The sequence below is a fragment of the Pseudomonas sp. R1-1 genome, from assembly GCF_051132135.1.
GTDB lineage: Bacteria > Pseudomonadota > Gammaproteobacteria > Pseudomonadales > Pseudomonadaceae > Aquipseudomonas.
On record NZ_CP071663.1, the window covers coordinates 3,177,030 to 3,200,158 of the forward strand.

Annotated in this window: 17 protein-coding genes and 1 pseudogene; 13 read left to right on the forward strand and 5 right to left on the reverse strand. The window is 60.6% G+C overall.

The genetic code is table 11. The features are described from left to right. Nucleotides 1–38: 38 nt before the first annotated feature. Together J3P75_RS14335 and J3P75_RS14340 are read left to right on the forward strand one after the other, a co-directional pair. Nucleotides 39–1,049, forward strand: coding sequence for an AraC family transcriptional regulator ligand-binding domain-containing protein (locus tag J3P75_RS14335; RefSeq protein WP_434707143.1), 1,011 nt, complete (start codon nucleotides 39–41; stop codon nucleotides 1,047–1,049). A 128-nt stretch (nucleotides 1,050–1,177) separates the two neighbouring features. Then, on the forward strand, nucleotides 1,178–1,663 hold the full coding sequence (locus J3P75_RS14340; RefSeq protein WP_434707144.1) for an AAA family ATPase: 486 nt from the start codon (nucleotides 1,178–1,180) through the stop codon (nucleotides 1,661–1,663). Here J3P75_RS14340 and J3P75_RS14345 read toward each other — a convergent pair. Then, a complete protein-coding gene (locus tag J3P75_RS14345) occupies nucleotides 1,660–2,661 on the reverse strand; it encodes a GlxA family transcriptional regulator (RefSeq protein WP_434707145.1) in 1,002 nt (333 codons plus the stop codon). The genes J3P75_RS14340 and J3P75_RS14345 overlap by 4 nt on opposite strands. A gap of 203 nt (nucleotides 2,662–2,864) precedes the next feature. Between J3P75_RS14345 and J3P75_RS14350 the strand changes: the two genes are divergently transcribed. After that, on the forward strand, nucleotides 2,865–3,755 hold the full coding sequence (locus J3P75_RS14350) for an MBL fold metallo-hydrolase (RefSeq protein ID WP_434707146.1): 891 nt from the start codon (nucleotides 2,865–2,867) through the stop codon (nucleotides 3,753–3,755). 161 nt (nucleotides 3,756–3,916) lie between these two features. Here the strand turns inward: J3P75_RS14350 and J3P75_RS14355 are convergent, their stop codons facing one another. Further along, nucleotides 3,917–4,807, reverse strand: coding sequence for a LysR family transcriptional regulator (locus J3P75_RS14355; RefSeq protein WP_434707147.1), 891 nt, complete (start codon nucleotides 4,805–4,807; stop codon nucleotides 3,917–3,919). 103 nt (nucleotides 4,808–4,910) lie between these two features. On the opposite strand from J3P75_RS14355, the gene J3P75_RS14360 reads away from it, so the two are divergent. From J3P75_RS14360 to J3P75_RS14370, 3 genes are all read left to right on the forward strand, one after another. Further along, a complete protein-coding gene (locus J3P75_RS14360; protein ID WP_434707148.1) occupies nucleotides 4,911–6,263 on the forward strand; it encodes an acyclic terpene utilization AtuA family protein in 1,353 nt (450 codons plus the stop codon). Further along, nucleotides 6,263–6,586: an AtuA-related protein gene (locus J3P75_RS14365; protein WP_434707149.1), complete on the forward strand. Its 324-nt coding sequence runs from the start codon at nucleotides 6,263–6,265 to the stop codon at nucleotides 6,584–6,586. The genes J3P75_RS14360 and J3P75_RS14365 overlap by 1 nt, the downstream gene beginning before the upstream one ends. Before the next feature lie 81 nt (nucleotides 6,587–6,667). After that, nucleotides 6,668–7,975, forward strand: coding sequence for a CitMHS family transporter (locus J3P75_RS14370; protein WP_434707150.1), 1,308 nt, complete (start codon nucleotides 6,668–6,670; stop codon nucleotides 7,973–7,975). Between the two features lie 58 nt (nucleotides 7,976–8,033). Here J3P75_RS14370 and J3P75_RS14375 read toward each other — a convergent pair. After that, nucleotides 8,034–8,141: pseudogene (locus tag J3P75_RS14375) on the reverse strand (LysR substrate-binding domain-containing protein); the annotation flags it as partial. Nucleotides 8,142–8,400: 259 nt separating this feature from the next. Between J3P75_RS14375 and betT the strand changes: the two are divergent. Together betT and J3P75_RS14385 are read left to right on the forward strand one after the other, a co-directional pair. Continuing rightward, nucleotides 8,401–10,368: a choline BCCT transporter BetT gene (gene betT, locus J3P75_RS14380; RefSeq protein ID WP_434707151.1), complete on the forward strand. Its 1,968-nt coding sequence runs from the start codon at nucleotides 8,401–8,403 to the stop codon at nucleotides 10,366–10,368. Between the two features lie 126 nt (nucleotides 10,369–10,494). Further along, nucleotides 10,495–11,949, forward strand: a complete 1,455-nt coding sequence (locus J3P75_RS14385; RefSeq protein WP_434707152.1) for a TrkH family potassium uptake protein — start codon at nucleotides 10,495–10,497, stop codon at nucleotides 11,947–11,949. Nucleotides 11,950–11,966: 17 nt separating this feature from the next. Here J3P75_RS14385 and J3P75_RS14390 read toward each other — a convergent pair whose 3' ends face one another. Beyond that, nucleotides 11,967–12,485: a DUF3833 domain-containing protein gene (locus J3P75_RS14390; RefSeq protein WP_434707153.1), complete on the reverse strand. Its 519-nt coding sequence runs from the start codon at nucleotides 12,483–12,485 to the stop codon at nucleotides 11,967–11,969. A gap of 64 nt (nucleotides 12,486–12,549) precedes the next feature. Then, nucleotides 12,550–14,445, reverse strand: coding sequence for a sigma-54-dependent Fis family transcriptional regulator (locus tag J3P75_RS14395; RefSeq protein ID WP_434707154.1), 1,896 nt, complete (start codon nucleotides 14,443–14,445; stop codon nucleotides 12,550–12,552). A gap of 242 nt (nucleotides 14,446–14,687) precedes the next feature. On the opposite strand from J3P75_RS14395, the gene J3P75_RS14400 reads away from it, so the two are divergent. From J3P75_RS14400 to J3P75_RS14420, 5 genes are all read left to right on the forward strand, one after another. Continuing rightward, complete coding sequence (locus J3P75_RS14400) at nucleotides 14,688–16,499, forward strand: NAD(P)-binding domain-containing protein (protein WP_434707155.1); 1,812 nt, start codon at nucleotides 14,688–14,690, stop codon at nucleotides 16,497–16,499. 400 nt (nucleotides 16,500–16,899) lie between these two features. Beyond that, nucleotides 16,900–17,778, forward strand: coding sequence for a ZIP family metal transporter (locus tag J3P75_RS14405; protein ID WP_434711299.1), 879 nt, complete (start codon nucleotides 16,900–16,902; stop codon nucleotides 17,776–17,778). A gap of 89 nt (nucleotides 17,779–17,867) precedes the next feature. Continuing rightward, the gene (locus tag J3P75_RS14410; RefSeq protein ID WP_434707156.1) at nucleotides 17,868–18,770 is read left to right on the forward strand and encodes a bestrophin family protein; all 903 of its coding nucleotides are present in this window, start codon (nucleotides 17,868–17,870) and stop codon (nucleotides 18,768–18,770) included. 272 nt (nucleotides 18,771–19,042) lie between these two features. After that, nucleotides 19,043–21,448 (forward strand): glucose/quinate/shikimate family membrane-bound PQQ-dependent dehydrogenase, encoded by a 2,406-nt coding sequence (locus J3P75_RS14415; RefSeq protein ID WP_434707157.1) that lies wholly within the window; start codon nucleotides 19,043–19,045, stop codon nucleotides 21,446–21,448. 84 nt (nucleotides 21,449–21,532) lie between these two features. After that, nucleotides 21,533–22,831, forward strand: coding sequence for a carbohydrate porin (locus J3P75_RS14420; RefSeq protein WP_434707158.1), 1,299 nt, complete (start codon nucleotides 21,533–21,535; stop codon nucleotides 22,829–22,831). The last annotated feature ends 298 nt before the right edge of the window (nucleotides 22,832–23,129 follow it).

A 23,129-nucleotide genomic window follows, 5' to 3' on the forward strand; every position in this document is an offset into this window, starting at 1 on the left:
TGACGCAACACCGCTCTCCTGCGGTTCGGAGCCTGAAAATGTCGTACGGTCACAGCAGCACCGAGCGGTGCAAATTGCCCAAGGTGTTCTGGGAATCGATAGCGCAGCTGGGCCTGGATCCCTCGTTGATTGAGCAACACGCTCAACTGCCACATGACCTCCATCTGAACGAATCCAACTTCGTCACCACGCAGCAGTTGTTTGCCGTGTGGAACGCGATTGAAGCGCTTTCGGCAGACTCCGCATTCTCGATAAAAATGGTTCGCGACACACCCAGCGCGAAACACAAAATGGCGTTCATCACGGCGTTATATGCGGCTGATTTTCGCGACGGGCTTGCGCGATTGGCACGCCTGCAGCGCCTGTGCAGTCCCGACAGACTTTGCCTAAGCGAGCACCAGGACACCGTTACATTCACGATTCAATGGCCCTCCGGCACGGGCCCGGCTCCCTATCTTTCAGTGGAGGCGTGTTTTGCGTTGGTGCTGGAGCTCGGTCGACGAGGCACCGGTGAACACATCAAGCCTCTGGCATTGAGCTTGAGACGGCCAAAGCAAACGCTGGAAACTCACGCAGATTATTTCGCATGCCCCATCCGCTACGGCGCCAGCCATGACGAGTTGATCGTGAGCGCCTCAGATCTTGACCTGCCGTTTCTTCAACACAATTCGCAGGTGCTGCAAATGATGAGCCCCGGCCTCGATGCAGCATTACGCGCGATCGAAGCACCGGTTGGCTTCTGTGAGCAGGTCATTGAAATACTCAAGCGCACGCTGGCGAACGGACGACCCAGTTTGCAGCATCTGGCCGGAGAACTATTGCAGAGCGAGCGAACGCTGCAACGCCGATTGGCCTCCGAAGGTACGACATTCAATGCGCTGCTCAACGAAGCAAGGCGTCAAGTGGGGTTGCACTTACTGGCTGATACCAGCCTTGATCTCAAAGAGGTTGCGTATCTTCTGGGTTACGACGACGTCAACTCTTACTACCGGGCGTTCCGGCGATGGGAAAAGGTTTCGCCAAGTCAGTGGCGACGTTTCCATGCCTGATGTGTGGGGGTTGGCCATGCCGGGACTGGAATTTATTGCTTCTGACCCAAGGCTACCAGTGGTAGAGCTCTAGTTGCTTCGCCGCTTTTCAATGAGCATCATGAAAACTCGACAAGGAGACGTCTCTCATGCCCAAACCAATACTGCACCTGATGTCAGGCAAGATTGCATCCGGCAAATCGACATTGGCCAAGTCCTTGGCATCCGAACGTTCGGCCATTCTGCTCAGTGAAGATTATTGGCTCTCACAGCTCTATCCCGATCAGGTCAAAACAGTGGTCGATTACGTGCGGCTTTCGCGTCAGATTCGGAACCTGGTCGGCACGCTTGTCATTGATGTGCTGAAATCAGGCGTGACCGTGGTTTTGGATTTCCCGGCTAATACTCCAGAAGACAGGCAGTGGTTATGCGGTTTGGCTGACGCTGCTGGAGTTTCCCACTGTTTCCACTACATCGAACTGGATGATGAGACCTGTCGGGCCAGGCTACATCAGCGCAATGGCCGCGCCGAGCATGAATTTGCAGCAACTGATGCTGAGTTCGATCTGATCACTAGCTACTTTCGTGCCCCGGATGTAAATGAGGGAATTGTGATTGAGATTCACCGACCTTAAGGGCAGGCGTGCAACGTCTCTGCCGTCTTCTCGGCCTGTTTCATTTCGCGGCAGAACATTCGCCTGTACTCAGAGGGCGAAGTCCCGAGCTGAGCGCCGAATTGTTGCCTCAAGGATAAGGCGGTACCGAAGCCCGCCTCACCAGCCACGCACTCGATAGGCAAATCTGTCGTTTCCAGAAGCTCCTGCGCTCTGGCCACGCGCTGGCTGTTCAGCCATTTGGAAACGGTTGTGCCGGTAGTTTCCTTGAAACGCCGAGTAAACGTTCGCCGGCTCATCTTTGCCTTTTCCGCCAGGACGTCGAGCGACAGATCACCCGACAGATTCATGCGCGCCCACGTCAATACTTCAGACAAATGAGTCTCGCTGGACAGCTGCGGCACAGGATATTCAACGTATTGAGCTTGGCCACCCTGTCTATGTGGTGGCGTCACCAGCATCTTCGCGGTGCGGTTTGCGACATCAGCGCCAAGTCGTTCACGTATCAAATGCAGGCAACAATCGATTGCCGCCACCGTTCCTGCGGAGGTCACGATGTTGTCTGCGCTGACGTAAAGCACCTCTGGTCTGAAGCGGACATTGGGAAAGCGTTGCGCAAATTCGTCTCGGGCTGCCCAGTGAGTGGTCGCTTCCTTGCCATCGAGCAGTCCGGCATCTCCGAGCACAAACGCTCCGAGGCACAACCCGACGATGAGCTTGCCTGTGGAATTGGCTGCCTGAAGAGCCTCCACGAGTTCAGGACACGCAGAGACCGACTGATCGCCCCATGCTGGAATAACAATCACATCAGCTGACGTCATCAGCTCCAGGCCTTGGTTAACCTCAAGACCGACGCCTTGGTCGGTAGTCACCTTCCCCGGCGTCACTGCGCAATAACTGACCTCATAATGGGGTTCGCCGGAACCGGATTGAGCGGTGCCCAATACCATCCCGGGAACCGAAAGATGGAACAGGCTTACGCCATCAAAAGCCAGTACGGCAACGTGAATGGAATCCATGCGATACCCCAGGTTGCCCAATGGGCTGGTTTCGGACTCGGCCTGCTTTCAAAACAACGATAAGGATTTCGAGCGACCACCCTACTCCGGTCTCGAAAAATATTTGATGGCCCGATTATATCGAACGCTGTCATTCAGGCCACTGTTGAGGTCGATGCGATTCAGCAAGAATGGCGCATCGATACATCAACAGGACTGATTCCATGGACTTTAAAACGCTCCCCCTCGCCGTCAGCATCGCTTGTGTTGCAATGACCGCACCGGCATTCGCGGGCGCAAATGCTCCCCGGGCATCTGACGCAGCTCATAAAGTCGAACTGCACCAGGTTCGCAACGCGACGACTAAGATCACGTATGGCGATACGACCTTTCTGATCGACCCGATGCTTGCCAAAAAGGGTGCCTACCCAGGATTTGAAAATACCTACCGCAGCAACCTGCGTAACCCATTGGTTGATCTGATCGAATCACCTGCCGACATCATTGCCGGTGTCGACGCTGTCATCGTCACCCATACCCACCTTGATCACTGGGATGACGCTGCGCAAAAAGCACTGCCCAAAGACATCCCTCTGTTCGCTCAGCATGAAGAAGATGCGCAACTGATTCGCTCGCAAGGTTTTAAAAACGTGCGCGTACTGACCAGTGACGCTGAATTCGGCGGCGTGAAGATCACCAAGACCGGTGGCCAACATGGCACCGACGAAATGTACGCGGTGCCAGCACTCGCCAAACCGCTGGGTGAAGCCATGGGCGTGGTGTTTCAGGCGCCAGGCTACAAGACCCTTTACCTCGCTGGCGACACTGTCTGGCGTAAAGAAGTTGACCAGACCATCGAGAAATATCATCCCGAAGTCATCGTGCTTAACGCCGGGAAGGCGATGATGACCGGCTACAAGGGATCAATCATCATGGGCGAAGAAGACGTGCTGCGCGCCTCAAAGGCTGCGAAAGAAGCGAATATCGTTGCCGTGCATATGGATGCAATCAACCATATGTCTTTGACCCGCGAAGAACTGCGTGCCTATGTCAGGAAACACGGGATCGAGAGCCGGGTCGATATTCCGGAAGACGGTACTTCACTGGAATTCTGATTGATCAGGGCCGCAGCAACCGCTTGGCCACCAGCAATGCCCCATGGGCGCGATGAGCCTTGTGGGTATTGACAGTATTGTGCGCGCGGCCCTGGATATGAGGTCCCGGTGACTGCGCTGCACGACGCTTGCGCCAGGCTGGCTCTCGTCCGTCAGCCTCGTTAAGCGCCAGAATCGCCCATAAACTGCCCACCCAACCTGCGCACAAACGCCTGCATCGACGGCGTCTGCTTCAACGGTTTCCTCTGCAACAAACCCAACGATCGCTGCTGCGGCTGTTCAACCTGCAAAACCGCCACCTCCGCATCAACACGCAAAAACCTCGTGGCGCTGGCCGGCAGCAAGGTAAACCCCAACCCCGCACGCACCAGCGCCGCCGCCGTGCTCATGTGCGCAACTTCCCACGAACATTCAGCCTTCACACCCAACAACGCCAATGCCGCATCCGCCAACGGACGAATGCTGGTGTCCCGGGTCAGCGCTATATAAGGCAGCGACTGCCAGCGTTCGTCCGAGCTACCCGCCAGCGCATCCCGGCGCACCAGCAGCACCAGGTTGTCGTCCATCAGCGCGTCGAATTCCAATCCCGACAGATCCTCCGGCCGCGAAGTGATACCGATATCGACTTCGCCACTTTGCACCCAATGACTCACCTCCCCTGCGCGCCCATCGCGCAGCGACACCTGCACGCCGGGGTACTCGTGCATGAACGCTGCAATGATTTCCGGCAGGAACGACGCTGCCGCAGTCGGTAACGCTGCCAAACGAATGCTGCCGCGATTGAGATTCAGCGTTTCGCGGGCATCGCGCACGGCATTTTCCATGTCGCGCAGCATGGCCTGGGCCTGGGGCAGGAAGTGTTCGCCGGCCGGGGTCAGCTCGACGCTGCGGGTGTTGCGCGCCAGCAGTTGCAGGCCGATGGTTTCTTCGAGCTTGCGGATGATGTAGCTCAACGCCGGTTGCGAGACGTGCAGTTTCTCTGAGGTGCGGGTGAAGCTCGAGGTTTCGGCGATCAGGATGAACGCGCGCAGTTGGCGGAAGTTGATGTCCATGCTCGACCGATAAAATTAATGGATTAATTCTTAGAATATTTAAAATTCACAGAACAATCCAACGCTCGCATGATGGCCGCGAACACATGCCGAGTCCGACGCAATGACAACAACAATTCATATCGGTTGTGGCGCAGGTTTCGCCAATGATCGCCCCGACGCGGGTTTGCGTCTGGCGCAGGATCTGGCCAGCCGCTCCGGCAAACGCTATCTGATGTATGAACTGCTCGCCGAGCGCACCCTCGCCGAGGCGCAGCTGCGCAAACAGGCTGACCCAGACAGCGGCTATGCCGCGCGGTTATTCGATTTTCTTCGTCCGGTGCTCGATACCTGCATCGAGGCTGGCATCCCGATCATCACCAATGGCGGCGCGGCGAATCCTCGCGCGGCCGCCCAACGTCTGCGCGCCGAACTGGGCGGACGCCACGCTGATCTGAAGATCGCCTGCGTGCTCGGCGATGACTTGCTGCACGTCGAACAGCAACGTCTTGAGCAGTGGCTGGACCTCGACGTTGCGCAACACGATGTGGTTTCGGTTAACGTCTACACCGGTGCCGACGGCATTACCCAGGCGCTGAATGACGGCGCCGGCATCGTCCTCTCCGGACGGGTTGCCGACCCTTCGCTGGCGGTGGGTCCGATTCGCCATGGCCTCGGCTGGGCGGCGGATGACTGGCAGAAAATGGCCATCGCCACGGCGGCCGGGCATCTACTGGAATGCTGCACGCAAGTCACCGGCGGCTATTTTGGCCATCCCGGCATCAAGGACGTGCCCGATCCGGCGCGTTTGGGTTGCCCGATCGCCGAGATCAGTGCGGACGGCACGCTGGTGATCAGCAAAGCGGCAGGCTCCGGCGGCTGCGTGACCGAGCGCACCGTCAAGGAACAACTGCTGTATGAAGTCCACGACCCGCGCCGTTATCTTACGCCGGATGTGGTGCTCGACCTGGGCGAAGCCAGCGTGACCACCCTCTCCCCTGATCGCGTGGCCATCAGCGGTATTCAGGGCCACCCGCGTCCCGCACAGCTTAAAGGTTTGGCCGGCGTGCGTGGCATGTGGTTTGGTGAAGCCGAGATTTCCTATGCCGGCCCCGGCGCGGTTGATCGGGCGAAGCTTGCCCGCGACATTCTCCTGCAGCGCTTTGATCAACTGGCCCCGCAAATGCAGCCGTGGATCGACATTGCCGGCGTCGCCAGCCTGTTCAACGATGCCCGTGGCGATTATCTGAATCAGTGCTTGGTGCAAACGCCGCAGGTGGTGGATGTGACGGTCAGGGTCGGTCTGGTACACAAGGACCGCGCCCAGGTCGACATGCTGTTAGCCGAGGTTGAGTCGCTTTACACCAACGGCCCGGCTGGCGGTGGTGGCGTTCGCCGGCACTTGAGCGAGTCGATCGCCACCCACGGTTTTCTGATTGCGCGCGATGAAATCGACACGCGCCTGGAGTGGTACTGATGACTGCCCTTGTCACGCTTGCTGATTTCGCCCACGCCCGCGCTGGTGATAAAGGCAATATCCTCAGTGTGGTGGTTCTGCCGCTGGACGCCGCGCACTACGAGTGGCTCAAGCGCGAACTGACCGTCGAGCGCGTCGCCGAGCAGTTCGCCAGCCGCCGACCTTCACGCGTTCAGCGTTATGAGATCGATAGCCTGCAGGCGCTGAATTTCGTTCTCGACGATGCACTCGAAGGCGGGGTGAATCGCAGCCCGGGGCTCGACCGCCATGGCAAAAGCCTGAGCTACCTGCTGCTGTCGTTGCGCCTGCCCGCGCCGGGTTGACCGCCCTCCTCTGACAGGTTTTACCGGGCCGTCGTATCAGGCCGAATCGCACAATAAAAACAATACCGAGATGCCATATCCATGATCACTGCACTGGGTTTTCTCATGATGTTCAGCATCATCGCGCTGATTTTGCTCCGCAGAATCAGCCCGGTGGTGGGCTTCACCACAATCCCCGTCGCCGTCTGCCTGCTGGCCGGTTTCGCGCCGCCGCAAATCGGCGACTTCATCAAGAACGGCTTGGTCACGGTAGCGCCGACCGCTGCGCTGTTTCTGTTCGCCATTCTGTATTTCGGCATCATGCGCGATCGCGGCCTGTTCGATCCGCTGGTGAATTTCCTGATCCGCCGTACCGGCGGCAAGCCGCTGGCCGTGGCGTTGGTCACGGTGCTGGTGACGGCGGTGGTGCACCTCGACGGCGTCGGTGCCGCCACTTTTCTGCTGACCATTCCGGCACTGCTGCCACTGTACAAACGCCTGAACATGAGCCCGAACATGCTCTTGCTGTTGGTCGGCACGACCGCGGGCGTAGGCAACATGGTGCCCTGGGGTGGCACCACCGCTCGCGCGGCGGCTACGACCGGGCTCGACGCGACCGCGCTGTGGATGGGGCTGATTCCGGTGCAACTGGTGGGCTTTGCCTGTCTGCTGCTGATTGCCGGCTGGCTTGGTTTGCGTGCGCAGCGGCGGCTGCCGAAATCCTTAGGCGCCGCGTCGAGTTTTGACGCCACACTGGCCCATCCCGAGGAACGGGAGCACGCGCTGTCTCCGCGTCAGTTGCGTTACTGGCTCAACGTGGCCCTGACCGTCGCCATCCTCGCCTGTCTGTTCAGCGGGATTTTCCCGTTGTACGCCTGTTTCATGGTCGGACTGGGCATTGCGCTGCCGCTTAATTTTGCCTCGCTGGAAGCGCAGACCGAGCGCATCAAGGCACATGCGGCCGATGCGTTGCAGATGGTCCTGGTGATGATGGCGGCCGGAGTGCTGCTCGGCGTGTTGTCTGGGGCGAAAATGTCCGATGGCATGGCCCTGGCGCTGATCGACGCCCTGCCCCACGGCTCTGCGCAATACCTGCACCTGATCATCGGCGCGTTCGGCGTGCCGCTGGGGATGATTTTCTCCCCCGACGCCTACTACTTTGCGTTATTGCCGGTGATCCGCGATGTGGCGGTCGCTGCCGGCGTGCCTCTCGAAGCAGTTGCACGGGCAATGTTGATCGGCGAGAACACCGGCTTCGCCATCAGCCCGGTGGTGCCCAGTGTCTACCTCGCCCTGGCGCTGGCCGGGGTCGAATTGCGCAAGCACATCATGTACACGTTTTTCTGGGCCTGGGGCGTGAGCCTGGTGATGTTGGTATTCGCCGTGCTCAGCGGCGCGATCCCGACCTGAGGTCAATCCGGTTCAATAGACGAAACCATGGCCCAGTTCGCTTTCGATCCACTCAAGAAAGCAAGGTCGCTTCCGAGAGAATCAGATCATGATCGAGCAGGTCCGCCGCCGCGCGGACCGATCTTTGCTCGAGCAGCTTCGGTGACGTCAGCACGGCGAATTTCTCGGCCGTCGAGCTGCACGTCTACCCCGGCGCCCCGCATATGTTCGATCAATATCCGGGGACGATCACCGAGCAGTCCGCCCGCGATGTTGTCCGCGCACTGCAACGAATGATCGCCAACGCGTAAATAATCTACCCGTGCCTGCAAAAAAACGCCGCCAAGGCGTTGCGGAACGACGCCCGTCCCCTATGGTCATCTGAAACGCCGCGCGATTTTCCCTTCAGTCGCATAACGCGCTGTGACCGACCTCAGGAGACCCATATGACCAACAAGGCCGACACGGGCGCCGCTCCGACACTCAACCCTCCGGTGTTCTACACCTCGGGCGTGCTCCTGCTGTTGCTGGTGATCTACGCCAGCGTGTTCCCGGCCCATGCGCAGGTGGTGTTCGCCAATGTGCAGCACTGGATCATCACCAATGTCAGCTGGTTCTACATCCTCGCGGTGGCAATCATTCTGGGTACCGTGGTGTTTCTGGGCATCAGTCGCTACGGCGATATCAAACTCGGGCCCGACCACAGCAGCCCCGATTACAGCAGCACCACCTGGTTCGCCATGCTCTTCTCGGCCGGCATGGGCATCGGCCTGATGTTTTTCGGCGTGGCTGAGCCGGTCATGCACTTTCTCAATCCGCCGGTGGGCGATGGCAGCACCGTCGAAGCAGCGCGGGAAGCGATGAAAATCACGTTTTTTCATTGGGGCCTGCATGCCTGGGCGATCTACGCCATCGTGGCGATGATCCTCGCCTACTTCAGCTACCGCCACGGCCTGCCGCTGACCCTCAGGTCTGCGCTGTATCCGTTGATCGGCGATCGCATCCATGGACCGATTGGCCACGCGGTGGATATTTTCGCCATCATCGGCACCGTGCTCGGCGTGGCGACTTCGCTGGGCTTTGGCGTGGCGCAGATCAACACCGGGCTCAACGCCCTGTTCGGTGTGCCGATCAACACCACCGTGCAAATCATTCTGATTGTCGCCACCACCGGCCTTGCGACCATTTCCGTGGTCACCGGGCTGGACAAAGGCGTGCGCCGGCTCTCCGAGCTCAATCTCGGCCTGGCGGTGTTGTTGCTGTTGATGGTGATTGTGCTCGGGCCTACCGTGCTGATCCTGCAAACCTTCGTGCAGAACACCGGCGGTTACCTGACCGAAATCGTCAGCCGCACGTTGAATCTATACGCCTACCAACCGACTGACTGGATCGGCGGCTGGACCCTGTTTTACTGGGGCTGGTGGCTGGCGTGGTCGCCCTTCGTCGGGCTGTTCATCGCGCGCATTTCCCGTGGCCGCACCATTAGCGAGTTTGTGATGGGCGTATTGCTGGTGCCCGCGGCTTTCACGCTGCTGTGGATGACCGTGTTCGGCAATACCGCGATTCACATGATCCTCACCGAAGGCATCACTGACCTCGGCGCGGCCATCGACAAGGATACCTCGCTGGCCTTGTTCGCCTTTCTCCAGCACTTCCCGTTTTCCGGGGTGATCTCGCTGGTCGCGGTGGTCATGGTCGTGGTGTTTTTCGTCACCTCGGCGGACTCTGGCGCCATGGTGGTCGACATGCTCGCGTCGGGCGGATCGTCGAACACGCCGGTCTGGCAGCGGGTGTTCTGGGCGTCGAGCATGGGCCTGGTGGCGATCGCCCTGCTCTTGGCTGACGGGCTCAAGGCCTTGCAAACCGCGACGATTGCCAGCGCACTGCCCTTCACCATCACCCTGCTCTTCAGCATGCGCGGCTTGCTCAAAGCCCTGAAACTCGACGCGACCAAGCGCGGCTTGCGCTATCAATCGCTCTCGCCTGGGGTCAGCCGCCATCCGGGCGGCTGGCAACGACGCTTGCGCACCATGGCGATGTTCCCGCGCCGCGCGCATGTGCTGCGGTTCATTGCCGAGACGGCAAAACCGGCGTGCCTGTCGGTCGCCGAGGAGTGGCGCAAGCAAGGCTACGTCTGCACCGTCGAGGATCTGGAGGACAACAGCGTACGGCTCAGCGTCGGCAGCGCTGACAATCCGCAGTTCATCTACGAAGTGCGGCCGCACCCTTACACCATGCCGAGCTTTGTGATGGCCGATACCCAGGACGAGGAGCGCAAATATTTCCGCGCCGAAGTGCACTTGCGCGAGGGCGGCCAGGATCAGGACATCATGGGCTGGTCCCGTGAAGAAGTGATCGGTGACATCCTCGATCAGTACGAGCGGCACATGCAGTTTCTGCATCTGGTCGGCTGATCGTCGCGCTGCCGTGACTAGCCATCAGCGCCAGTCGCGGCTCGGTCGAAAATTTTACGCAAATTTTACGCCCTCGATATGTCGACATCCGATACTACGCGCCGTTATTTCAGCAGACGAACGTTCATGTCTTTTGCAGCATTGCGGCTTATCGGTTTCATCCTCGGCATCTTCCTGATCACCCTCGCCGTGAGCATGGCGATTCCCATGCTCACGCTGGTGGCGTTCGAGCGCAGCGATGACCTCTCGGCGTTTCTCTGGTCGAGCGTGATCACCGTCGTCTGTGGCCTTTTGCTGGTGGTGCGCGGGCGTCCCGAGACGGCTCAGCTTCGTCCGCGTGACATGTACCTGCTGACAACTGCCAGTTGGGTGGTGGTGTGTGCCTTCGCGGCGTTGCCGATGGTGTTAATCAGCCACATCAGTTACACCGACGCCTTTTTCGAAACCATGTCCGGCATCACCACCACCGGTTCCACGGTACTCAGTGGCCTGGACCATGCTTCGCCGGGCTTGCTGATGTGGCGCTCGATGCTGCACTGGCTCGGTGGCATCGGCTTCATCGGCATGGCGGTGGCGATCCTGCCGCTGCTGCGGGTCGGCGGTATGCGTCTGTTCCAGACCGAGTCCTCGGACTGGTCGGAAAAAGTCACGCCGCGCTCCCATGTCGCCGCCAAATACATCCTGTTTTTGTACCTCGGTCTGACCTCGGCAGGCGCGCTGGCTCTGTGGATTTGCGGCATGACCCCGTTTGAAGCGATCAACCATGCGATGTCGCTGATCTCCACGGGGGGCTTCTCGACCTCCGACGCCTCGCTCGGGCATTGGACGCAAGCGTCGATTCACTGGGTCGCGGTGGTCATCATGATCGCCGGCAGCCTGCCCTTCACCCTGTATGTCGCGACCTTGCGTGGCCACCGCCGCGCCCTGTTCAAGGATCATCAGGTGCGCGGCTTTATCGGCTTTCTGCTGGTCACCTGGCTGCTGGTCGGCACCTGGTTATGGCAGCACAGCGATTACTCGTGGTGGGATGCGTTTCGCATCGTTGCGGTGAATGTCACTTCAGTCGTCACGACCACCGGCATTGCCGTCGGCGACTACACGCTGTGGGGCAGCTTCGCCATTCTGTTGTTCTTCTACCTGACTTTCGTTGGCGGATGCTCCGGCTCCACCGCCGGCGGCCTGAAAATCTTCCGCTTTCAGGTGGCTGCGGCGCTGCTGGTCAGCAGTTTGAAGCAGTTGATTCACCCGCGCGCGGTGATCCAGAAGAAGTACAACGGCCACCCGATCGACGAAGAGATTTTGCGCTCGCTGCTGACTTTCTCGTTCTTCTTCACCATCACCATTGCCCTGATTGCTCTCGGGCTGGCCTTGATCGGACTCGACTGGACGACAGCATTGAGCGGCGCCGCCACCGCCGTTTGCAACGTCGGCCCGGGACTGGGCACGATCATCGGCCCGGCAGGCAACTTTTCCTCGCTGCCGGATGCCGCGAAATGGTTGCTGACCATCGGCATGCTCCTGGGCCGGCTAGAAATCCTTACGGTGCTGGTGCTGATAACGCCGGTGTTCTGGAAGTACTAACGCACGCCCTGCCCGCGTTATTTACGGAAAAACAACGTGATCTGACCGACCTCAACGCCAAACTTGCTCATGTACGAGCGATTGATCAGGGTCTTGTCGTCCATGAGGTACATCCAGTCATCCAGTTCGACGTCGTACTCCTCGCCGTCCACCGGCAAACGCAGCACATACCGCCAGCGCAAGGCGTTGCCGGCCGTCTCGCCACGCGCCTCGCCGACCACATCGCCGGCAGTGCCTCGCCATTGGCCGGGGCCGTCCGGAGTCAGGGTCCAGACGCGTTTCTGTTTCGTACCGTCGCTGTAGATGAACGACTCGTCAAGAATCAGTTTGTCGCCTTCGGACTGGCCGTTGATCACCACATGAAAGCGCTTGGCGACTTCACCCGAACGCTTCTGGAAAATCCCCCAGGCCTCGACCCGACCCTCGAAGAATTCGCGCAACTCCAGCGTGGGTTTTTCCCGGCTGTAGCTGCGCACGTCGACGCCGCTGCAACTGGCCAGGGCGAGGCATAACAGGAGGGTGCAAGCTTTCAACATGCGCGTTTGCCTCTTGGTTCAGGAATCGGACGATGTGTCGGGCACCTGCCGTGATAAATCGCGATCAACCGGGTCGCGTTATCCCGTGCTGACGCAACTTGCGATACAGGGTATTGCGGCTGATGCCCAGCCGCGCGGCAACACGGGCGATGTGCCAATGCTCGGTTTCGATCAGCGTCAGTAGAGTCTGTCGCTCAGAGACGGACAGCGGGTTTTCCGTGGGGGCTGTGCTGTCTGCCGCCTCCGGCAGTAATTCGCTCAGGTCATCGAGACTGATTCGCCCTTCTGTCGCCAGTGCGACCAAAGTCCGCAGGCAGGTGCGCAGTTGCCGGACGTTGCCGGGCCAGGGCTGTTTGAGCAGACGCTCCTTGACCCCGGCGTCCAGTCGGATACGCATGCCGACGGCTTCTTCACGCAGCAACAGATCGAGCAACTGGCCCTTGTCCGAGCGCTCGCGCAGCGCTGGCAGTTGCACCGCAAAACCGCCGATGCGGTAGAACAGGTCTTCGCGCAAACGCCCTTCGGCGACGCAATTTTGCAGGTCCTGGTGGCTGGCGCTGATCAGGCGTATATCCAGTGGCCGTGCGGTTGTGGCGCCGAGCGGCACCACCTGGCGCTCCTCTAGCACACGCAGCAGGCGCGTCTGCAGGGCCAAGGGCATGTCGGCGATTTCATCGAGAAACAGGATGCCGCCGTGGGCCTGTTCGAGCTTGCCGAGCATGCCCTCCTTGCGCGCCCCGGTGAAACTGCCGCCGCGATAGCCGAACAGCTCGCTCTCAATCAGCGTTTCCGGAATTGCCGCGCAATTGATCGCCACAAACGGCTGGCTCGCTCGCGAACTGGCGCGGTGCAGCGCCGCCGCGAAGGCTTCTTTACCGGTGCCGGTCTCGCCTTGCAGAAACACCGGCACGTCGCGCTCCAGCACTCGCAGTGCGCGGGCAAAACCGCGTTGCAGGCGCGGGTCTTCCAGGCAGACGCGCGCGTCGTTGATGGGCGCGATCGCGGGAAAGGCAGGCTGTGGCCGACGCAGCGGTTCGCGCAGCTGGGCAAACAACTGCCGACCGTCAGCCAGGCGCAGCGGCCAGCAAACGCTGGGTTGCGCGCCGGCGTGACTGATCAGTTGATCAATCGGTGTCTCCAGCAGCAGCGTCAGTGAATGGCCGATGATCGGCTCACGACTGAGGCCAAGCAGTTCCAGACCCGCGTCGTTGATCGAGCAGATCCGCGCATTCTCATCGAAGCTGAGCAGCCCTTCGCCCAGCAGCCCGACAAACCCGGCGTCAGGATGAAAACGCAGCAGATAGCGCTGCGGGTCATGCCCGAGAAAGAAGCAGCTTTCGATCAGCTTGGCCGACAGATTGGTCAGCGCCATGGCTTTGAAACGCTGTTCGAGGCTCTGTTCTTCGCGCACAGAGGACAGATTGAGCACGGCGAGCAATTCGCCGCTCGGGTCGAAGATCGGGCTGGCAGAGCACGTCAGGCCGACGTGCTTGCCGCGAAAATGTTCATCACGGCGGATGGTCACGTGCTGGCGCTCGACCAGACAGGTACCGACACCGTTGGTGCCTTCGTGCTCCTCGCTCCACACCGAACCCAGCCACAGTCCGGCACGCTGAAACCCGGCGCGCTCAGCATCGTTGAACACGCTGTCGATCGCCACACCGCGCGCATCGGTGAGCAACACCACATGGCCGTCACGCCCGAGCTGCTGGTGCAGGCTGTTCATCTGCCAGTGCGCCACGGCGATGATGTGTTCCAGCGGCGCGCGGTGATCCTGCAACCGCGCTTGCTCGATCACATCCGGCGCGCGACGGCTGGCCGGATCGAGGCGGTATTGATCGAGGCAGCGGCGCCACGAGCGAGTGATCGCCAGGTCGGCAACGGGACCAGGACTGGCGACGCTGCCCTGTACGGCTTGCAGCACTTGCTGCGCATGGGCGTGGATCAAGGCCGGTTTCATTGTTGTTGTTCTCCGCTACGGTCGGACACGGGACTGTTTGCAGCTTATATGAAAAGTCCGAAACCGGCGTTTTTTGCCCGGCGTGACACTGTGTCATCGCCCATTCCCGAATTCGTGACACAGCGCCGATACACGATTGGCGATCTACAGCGCCAACCGCTCTGCCACGGGGCTTTGCCGAAGCTGGCCCGAGCCTTGCTCCGGGGCTGTTGTTCCTACAACAACAAGATCGGAGAAGCCCTATGAACATCGCTATCGATGCGCCCCTGCAAACGCCAACCGCGCAACTGGCTGCCTGGATCGAAACCCTCGGCGAGCGTCTTGCCCAACGTGACGTAGAGGCAACGCTGGAGCTGTTTGCCGACGAATGCTACTGGCGTGACCTGCTGCTGTTCAGCTGGAACCTGGTCACGCTCGAAGGCAAACCGGCGATTCGCGAACTGCTCGAAACCCGTCTTGAGCAGACCCGGCCACAGCAATGGAAACTCGACGGTGAAGCCACATTGACCGACGGCGTGCTCGAAGGCTGGATGAGCCTGGAAACCGAGGCCGCGCGCGGCAAGGGTTACGTGCGACTCAAGGACGGTTTGTGCTGGACGCTGCTGACCACCATGCGCGAACTCAAGGGCTTCGAAGAACCCAGCGGTCGCCGCCGCCCAATGGGCGCCAACCATGGCCACGCCCATGCCGACAAACGCAACTGGCTGGAACGCCGCCGCGATGAACAAGCGGCGCTGGGCATCACCACGCAACCGTATTGCCTGATTGTCGGCGGCGGTCAGGGCGGGCTCGGCCTCGCCGCGCGGCTCAAGCGTCTCGGCGTGCCGACATTGATTGTCGACAAGGCCGAACGGCCCGGCGATCAGTGGCGCGGGCGCTATAAGTCGCTGTGTCTGCACGACCCGGTCTGGTACGACCACATGCCGTACCTGCCCTTCCCCGATCACTGGCCGGTGTTCACGCCCAAGGACCAGATTGGCGACTGGCTGGAGATGTACAGCAAGGTCATGGAACTCGATTACTGGTCGCGCACCGAATGCCTGAGCGCCGGGTTCGACGAGCAGACTCAGACCTGGACGGTTGAGGTGCTTCGTGACGGCGAACGGATGACGCTGAAACCGACGCAATTGATTCTCGCCACCGGTATGTCCGGCGTGCCCAACGTGCCGCATTTTCCCGGCGCCGAGGTGTTTCAGGGACAGCAACACCATTCCAGCCGCCATCCCGGCGGCGACGCCTGGCGCGGCAAGCGCGCGGTGGTCATCGGCGCCAACAATTCGGCCCACGACATCTGCGCCGACCTCGTCGAAAACGGCGCCGAGGTGACCATGGTGCAACGTTCGAGCACGCACATCGTGCGCTCCGACAGCTTGATGGAACTGGTGTTCGGCGGGCTCTATTCCGAAGACGCGCTGGAGGCAGGCTTGACCACGGACAAGGCCGACATGCTGTTCGCTTCGATCCCGTACAAGGTCATGCCGAGTTTTCACAAGCCGATCTTCGACGCGATCAAAACCCGCGACAAAGAATTTTATGAGCGCTTGGCCAAGGCCGGTTTCATGCTCGATTTCGGAGATGATGAATCCGGCTTGTTCTTGAAGTACGTGCGCCGTGGCTCCGGGTACTACATTGACGTCGGCGCGTCTGAGCTGATCGCCAACGGCACGATCAAACTTAAAAGCGCGCCAGGGCTGGGCGTCGATCACATCGAAGCGGATGCGGTGGTGTTGACCGACGGCAGTCGGCTGGCGGCGGACCTGATTGTGTATGCCACCGGGTATGGCTCGATGAGTGGCTGGGCGGCCAAGCTGATTTCCCAGGAGGTGGCTGACAAGGTCGGGCGTTGCTGGGGGCTGGGGTCTGGCACGACCAATGATCCGGGGCCATACGAGGGGGAATTGCGCAATATGTGGAAGCCGACACGGCAGGAAAATTTGTGGTTTCACGGCGGTAATCTGCACCAGTCGCGGCATTATTCGCTGTATCTGGCGTTGCAGTTGAAGGCGCGGTTTGAAGGGTTGGATGTGGGCGTTTATCAAGGTAGCGCAGGGTAATAGTGCTGGTTGAGATGTGGGGCGCCGATGCCTGGGTGGGTCGGCGCTGGTTATGTGTGGTGGCTGGAATCGATCCCCCTCACCCCAGCCCTCTCCCCCAGGAGAGGGAGCCGATTTGGGCTGTGCTCAAATCCTGAGTTCGACTCGGTATCGCGGATCGGCGTATCGCTCACATCCACCACGGTCAGTCCCCTCTCCCTTTGGGAGAGGGCTAGGGTGAGGGGCTTTTGATCTTTGGCTTTTGCCGTCTGTCGCCTATCCCCGAAAAAATTTGCAATTCCTACCCTCGCCGCCGCTTCTGATATTTGTGAGCACACCCGCATTCTCGACCAAACCCACAGGAGGCCCCATGTCCCAACCCTCGTCTTCCGCAAGCACGACCATGCGCAGTTGGTGGAGCATGGCATCGAGTGGCGGCTGGCCGGGGCTGTTGTTTTGGGCGACGCTGATTGTCGTCACCGGGTTGCTGTTGATCAGCGGCTACGCCGCACTGGTCAGCGCCGACGAAAACAACCTGCGTCTGGCGGTGCTGGGTGGCTTGTCGGGCTTCGGCGCGACGGCGCTGGGCGCAGTGGCAGCCATGGTCCTGCGCGACATTGCCTCACGCACCCAGGACACCATGCTCGGTTTCGCCGCCGGCATGATGCTCGCCGCCAGTTCGTTTTCGCTGATCCTGCCCGGCATCGAAGCCGCGGAAAAAATGACCGGCAATTCGTTGCTCGCCGCAGGTGTGGTGGTGCTCGGTCTGGCGCTGGGCGTGGCGTTGATGATCGGGCTCGATCGCTTCGTACCCCACGAGCACCAGGAAAGCGGCCGCCGTGGGCCGGAGTCGCAGCGCATCAACCGGGTCTGGCTGTTCGTCCTCGCCATCACTCTGCACAACCTGCCCGAAGGCATGGCGATCGGGGTGAGTTTCGCCGACGGCGACATGAAAGTCGGCCTGCCGCTGACCACCGCCATCGCCATTCAGGACATTCCCGAAGGTCTGGCCATCGCCCTGGCGTTGCGCGTGACCGGTATTTCGGCTTGGCGCGCGGCCCTGATCGCCATTGGCTCGGGACTGATGGAGCCGTTGGGCGCCGTGATCGGGCTGGGTGTTTCCAGTGGCTTTGCGCTGGGCTATCCGATCGCACTGGGTCTGGCGGCGGGCGCGATGATTTTTGTCGTGTCCCATGAGGTCATTCCGGAAACCCACCGCAACGGTCACGAAACCCCGGCAACGCTGGGGCTGATGCTGGGCTTCGGGGTGATGATGTTCCTCGACACGGCGTTGGGTTAATCGATTTAGCAGGCTGCGGACCTTTAGCGCGAAAACAGCGTCGGAGTTAAGGCGTCACTCCTGATCGCCAACGCTCACGAGGTTCCGGTTTGAAAGCTGCCATCGCCAAAAAGTACCGTCTGATCATCAAGACCCTCGGCTACGTGGGCTGGTCGCTGTTCTGGCTGTTGCTCTGGGACATCGCCGTCACCGTGGATTTCATGCTGTTTCTCAACGCCAAGTTGAACCTGCCGTTGATGCCCCTGACGTTGCTCGGTTCGGCGCTGGTGGTGCTGATCAGTTTCCGTAACAGCAGCGCCTATAACCGTTGGTGGGAGGCGCGCACGCTGTGGGGCTCGATGATCAATAACTCGCGCAGCTTCGCCCGTCAGGTGCTGACGCTGATCGACGATGGCGGCCGTGAGGTCAATCCTGTCAAGTCGACGTTGTTGCGCCGTCACGTCGCCTACGTCAATTGCCTCGCCGCGCACCTGCAAGGGCTGCCCTGCCCCGATGAGGTCCGCGCGTTCATTCCGTCCGACGAGTTTGCCCGCAGCAGCACCACCAACAATTTCGCCAACGACATTCTCACCGGCTCGGCTGCGCTGCTCGCTCGCGAGTACAAGGCCGGGCGCCTCGACAGCATTCGCCTGGCGCGGCTGGAGTCGACGCTGGTGGATCTGTCCAACAGCCAGGGCGGCATGGAGCGGATTGCCAACACGCCACTGCCCTACCCTTATGTGTATTTTCCGCGGCTGTTCATTTCGCTGTTCTGCCTGATCGTGCCGGTCGGGCTGGTCGAATCGCTGGGCTGGTTCACGCCGCTGGCCTCGACCGTGGTTGGCTTCATGCTGTTGGCCATCGAACGCATCGGCACCGACCTGCAAAGCCCGTTTCGCCACAGCGAACACCAGATTCAAATGGAAGCACTGTGCGAAACCATCGAGAAAAACCTGCAATCGATGCAGCGTGATTCGCTGGGCGATGTGCGCCGGATCGAAGAAAACGCCTGATCACCCTCCCATCGGCCGCCGTGCGTCGGCCAATCAAAAGCTGTTCATCCTCGACAAGGATGAGCAGCTTTTTGGCTTATGGCTGTCATTAATTCCACCGACGCTGACACAACCGAGCTTTTCCGCCGTTGCCTAAGCGCAAACTCATCCTGCAACACACCGTTGACCGCGCGGCTGAATCGCGGGCTACGCTTTATCGTGAAAATATGTGTTTTAACTAGGTAGTTACCTAACGATATACTGCACGCCTCATTTCAACGGGGACATTCAACGTGAAGCAGAGTCAACGCCTCTCGGGCATATCAAAGTTCATTCTGGTCGGGCTCGGCGTGGTCATCGCCCTGCTCGGCCTGGCGCTTGCCGCAGGCGGCGTGAAGTTGGTCAGTCTGGGAGGATCGTGGTACTTCCTGGTCGGCGGATTGGTGATGGCGGTTTCCGGCCTGCTGATCGCGCGTTGCAAGACTGCCGGCGCCTGGCTGTTTGCTGCGTTTCTCGTCGGCACCGCAATCTGGGCGGTGATCGATGCCGGGCTGGTGTTCTGGCCGGTGTTCTCGCGGCTGTTCATGTTCAGCGTGATCGGTCTGGTTGTCGCGCTGGTCTATCCCCTGCTCAAGCGTGCCAACGGTGAAGTGGCCGGTCGCGGTGCTTACGCCGTTGCCGCGGTGCTGGCGGTGGGCGTGGCCGTGGCGGGCGGAAACATGTTTGTCGCCCACCCGACCGTTGCCGACACCGGCGCCGGCCCGGGCCTGACCCCGGTCGAGCCGGCCAAGGCGCAGAAAGACTGGGCGCACTACGGCAATACCGAAGGTGGCAGCCGCTTTGCTGCGCTGGATCAGATCAACCGCAACAACGTCGATAAACTCAAAGTGGCGTGGACCTACCACACCGGCGACGTCGCCGAAAGCGATGGCAATGGCGCTGAAGACCAACTCACGCCGTTGCAGGTCGGCAACAAGGTGTTCATCTGCACCCCGCACAACAACCTGATCGCGCTCGACGCCGACACCGGCAAGGAAATCTGGAAAAACCAGATCAACGCCCAGTCGAAAGTCTGGCAGCGTTGCCGTGGCATGGCGTATTTCGATCGCACCGCTACCATCGTTCAGCCAGCCAATTCGCCGATAATCGAATCCAAGCCTGAACCGGCTGCCAATTGCCAGCGCCGTCTGCTGACCAACACTATCGATGCCCGTCTGATCGCAGTCGATGCCGACACCGGCGAGTTCTGCCAGGGTTTCGGCAACAACGGTCAGGTCGATCTGAAGGCCGGCCTGGGTGATGTGCCGGACAGCTACTATCAGTTGTCGTCCGCGCCGTTGATGGCTGGCACTACGGTCGTGGTCGGCGGTCGCGTCGCCGACAACGTGCAAAGCGACATGCCCGGCGGCGTGATTCGTGGTTTTGACGTGGTCACCGGCGCCATGCGCTGGGCGTTCGACCCGGGCAACCCGCAGGATCGCAAGGCTCCGGCCGACGGCAGTACCTACGTGCGCAGCACGCCGAACAGCTGGGCGCCGATGTCCTACGACGCGGCAACCAACACCGTGTTCCTGCCGATGGGCAGTTCGTCCACCGACATCTACGGTGTCGAGCGCAGTGAACTGGACCACAAGTACGGCGCGTCGATCCTCGCGCTGGACGCCAGCACCGGTGAAGAGCGTTGGGTGTACCAGACCGTGCACAACGATCTCTGGGACTTCGACCTGCCGATGCAACCGAGCCTGATCGACTTCGACAAGGACGGCAAAAGCATTCCGGCGCTGGTCATCGGTACCAAGGCCGGGCAGATCTACGTGCTCGACCGTGCCACCGGCAAACCGCTGACCGAGGTCAAGGACGTGCCGGTCAAAGCGGCGAACATTCCTAACGAGCCGTACTCGCCGACCCAGCCAAAATCCGTAGGCATGCCGCAGATCGGTGCGCAGCACCTGACCGAGTCGGACATGTGGGGCGCCACGCCTTACGATCAGTTGCTCTGCCGCATCGACTTCAAGGGCATGCGCTACGACGGTTTGTACACCGCGCCGGGTACCGACAAATCGTTGAGCTTCCCGGGTTCGCTGGGTGGCATGAACTGGGGCAGCATTTCCACCGACCCGGTGCACGGTTTCATCTTCGTCAACGACATGCGCCTGGGCCTGTGGATTCAGATGATCCCGTCGCAGAACAAAGGCCAGGCCGCCGGCGGCGGTGAAGCGCTCAACACTGGCATGGGCGCGGTGCCGCTCAAAGGCACGCCGTACGCGGTGAACAAAAACCGCTTCCTGTCGGTGGCCGGCATTCCGTGCCAGGCGCCGCCGTTCGGCACCCTGACCGCGATCGACATGAAGACTCAGAAAGTCGCCTGGCAGGTTCCAGTTGGCACTGTTGAAGACACAGGTCCGCTGGGCATCCGCATGCACTTGCCGATCAAGATCGGTCTGCCAACCCTCGGCGGCACCCTGTCGACCCAGGGCGGCCTGATCTTCATTGCCGGCACGCAAGACTTCTACTTGCGCGCCTTCAACAGCGGCAACGGTGAGGAAGTCTGGAAAGCGCGTCTGCCGGTCGGCAGCCAAGGCGGCCCGATGACCTACGTTTCGCCGAAAACCGGCAAGCAGTACATCGTCGTCACTGCTGGTGGCGCGCGTCAGTCGACCGATCGTGGCGACTACGTAATGGCCTACGCCTTGCCGTAACCCACGGCGTCGACTTTGAGCGCGGCACCTTCGGGTGCCGCGTTGCTTTTCCCTATCGCTCAAGTTTTCAGCAGGAAGATTCAGATGTTTTTGGCTGTTGGCTTTTCCCGTTCCACGCTGTTCCAGGCTCTGTTGCTGGGTCTCACCTGCACCGCCACCCTCCCCGCATTCGCCGCTGACGATGCCGATCTGTTGACCCGTAGCACCCTCACCGGTGACTGGGGCGGCCTGCGCCACCAGCTCGACGAAGACGGCATCAAGTTCACCGGCGACTACAGCGGCGAAACCGCTTACAACGCCGACGGTGGTCTGCATCGCTCGGCGCGTTACTCGCAGAACATCAAACTCGGTGTGCAGTTCGACCTGAGCAAACTCTACGGCGTCGACAATGCCGGCAAGGTCCAGCTGACCATCAATGATCGACGCGGCAACAGCGCCTCGGAAGATCTGGTCGGCAACCGTTTGCCGATTCAGGAAAACTACGGTGGCCTGTACACGCGCCTGACCGAACTGAGTTACGAGCACAGCCTGTTCACCCCGGCGCTCAACGTCAAACTCGGTTACATGGCCATGGGCAATGACCTCGGCGGCCTCGACAGCGGCATCCTCTGCAACTTCATGAACGCCGGTTTCTGCGGTCATCCGTTGAACATGTCCGGTGGCAGCGGCTGGGCCAACTACCCCAACGCGCACCTGGGCGTGCGGGTCAAATACGACCTGTCACCAGCATGGCAACTGCGCGTCGCCGCGTTCAACGTCGACCCGTCGAGCAACGGCAACTCCAGCCGCGCCTGGCACCTGGGGCCGAAACATACCACCGGCACCGTGGCGCCGATCGAACTGGTGTACAAGCATGCCGGCGCACTGCCGGGCGAGTACAAGGTCGGTTATTACTACGACAGCTCCGACGTCAAACGCATCGGCAGCGATGACGAAGTTGCCGGTCGTGGCGGGCATTACCTGCTGATCGATCAAGCGGTATGGCGCTCACAGTCCTCGGAAGGTCGCAGCCTGCACGCCTTCGGCCAGTATTCCGCCGCCAGCGAAGCCGCCTCGCCGTTCAGCAAGTGGTACGGCACCGGCGTGGTTCTGTACAAACCGTTCGAAGGCCGCCCGCGTGACACCCTCGCGCTGGGCTATGGCCGCGCCGTGCCTAACCCGCGCAGCCGCGACGTGCAGCAAGACACTGCGCTGACCAACGGCACCGCGTACCCCAACCTCGACAGCGCCGAACAATTGATCGAACTCGGTTACGGTTATCAGGCCACACCGTGGCTGACGCTGCGCCCGAATATGCAGTACATCATCGAACCGGGCGCGTTTTCCGGACAGGACATCGACAATGCGTTGGTGTTTGGCTTGCAGGTGAAGGCTGCGCTGTAAGTCTTGTAGCGGCTGTACCGCCGCCTTCGCGAGCAGGCTCGCTCCCACAGGTACACAAAACCCTGTGGGAGCCAGCCTGCTGGCGATGGCGGTGGGCCAGTTGAAAGGGTTGTGACTGACAGACCGCTATCGCGAGCAGGCTCACTCCTACAGGGGTCGTGGCGTACGCAAAATCGTGGCTGGACACAAAACCACTGTGGGAGCCAGCCTGCTGGCGATGACGGTGGGTCAGTTGAAAGGGTTGTGACTGACAGACCGCTATCGCGAGCAGGCTCACTCCTACAGGGGTCGTGGCGTA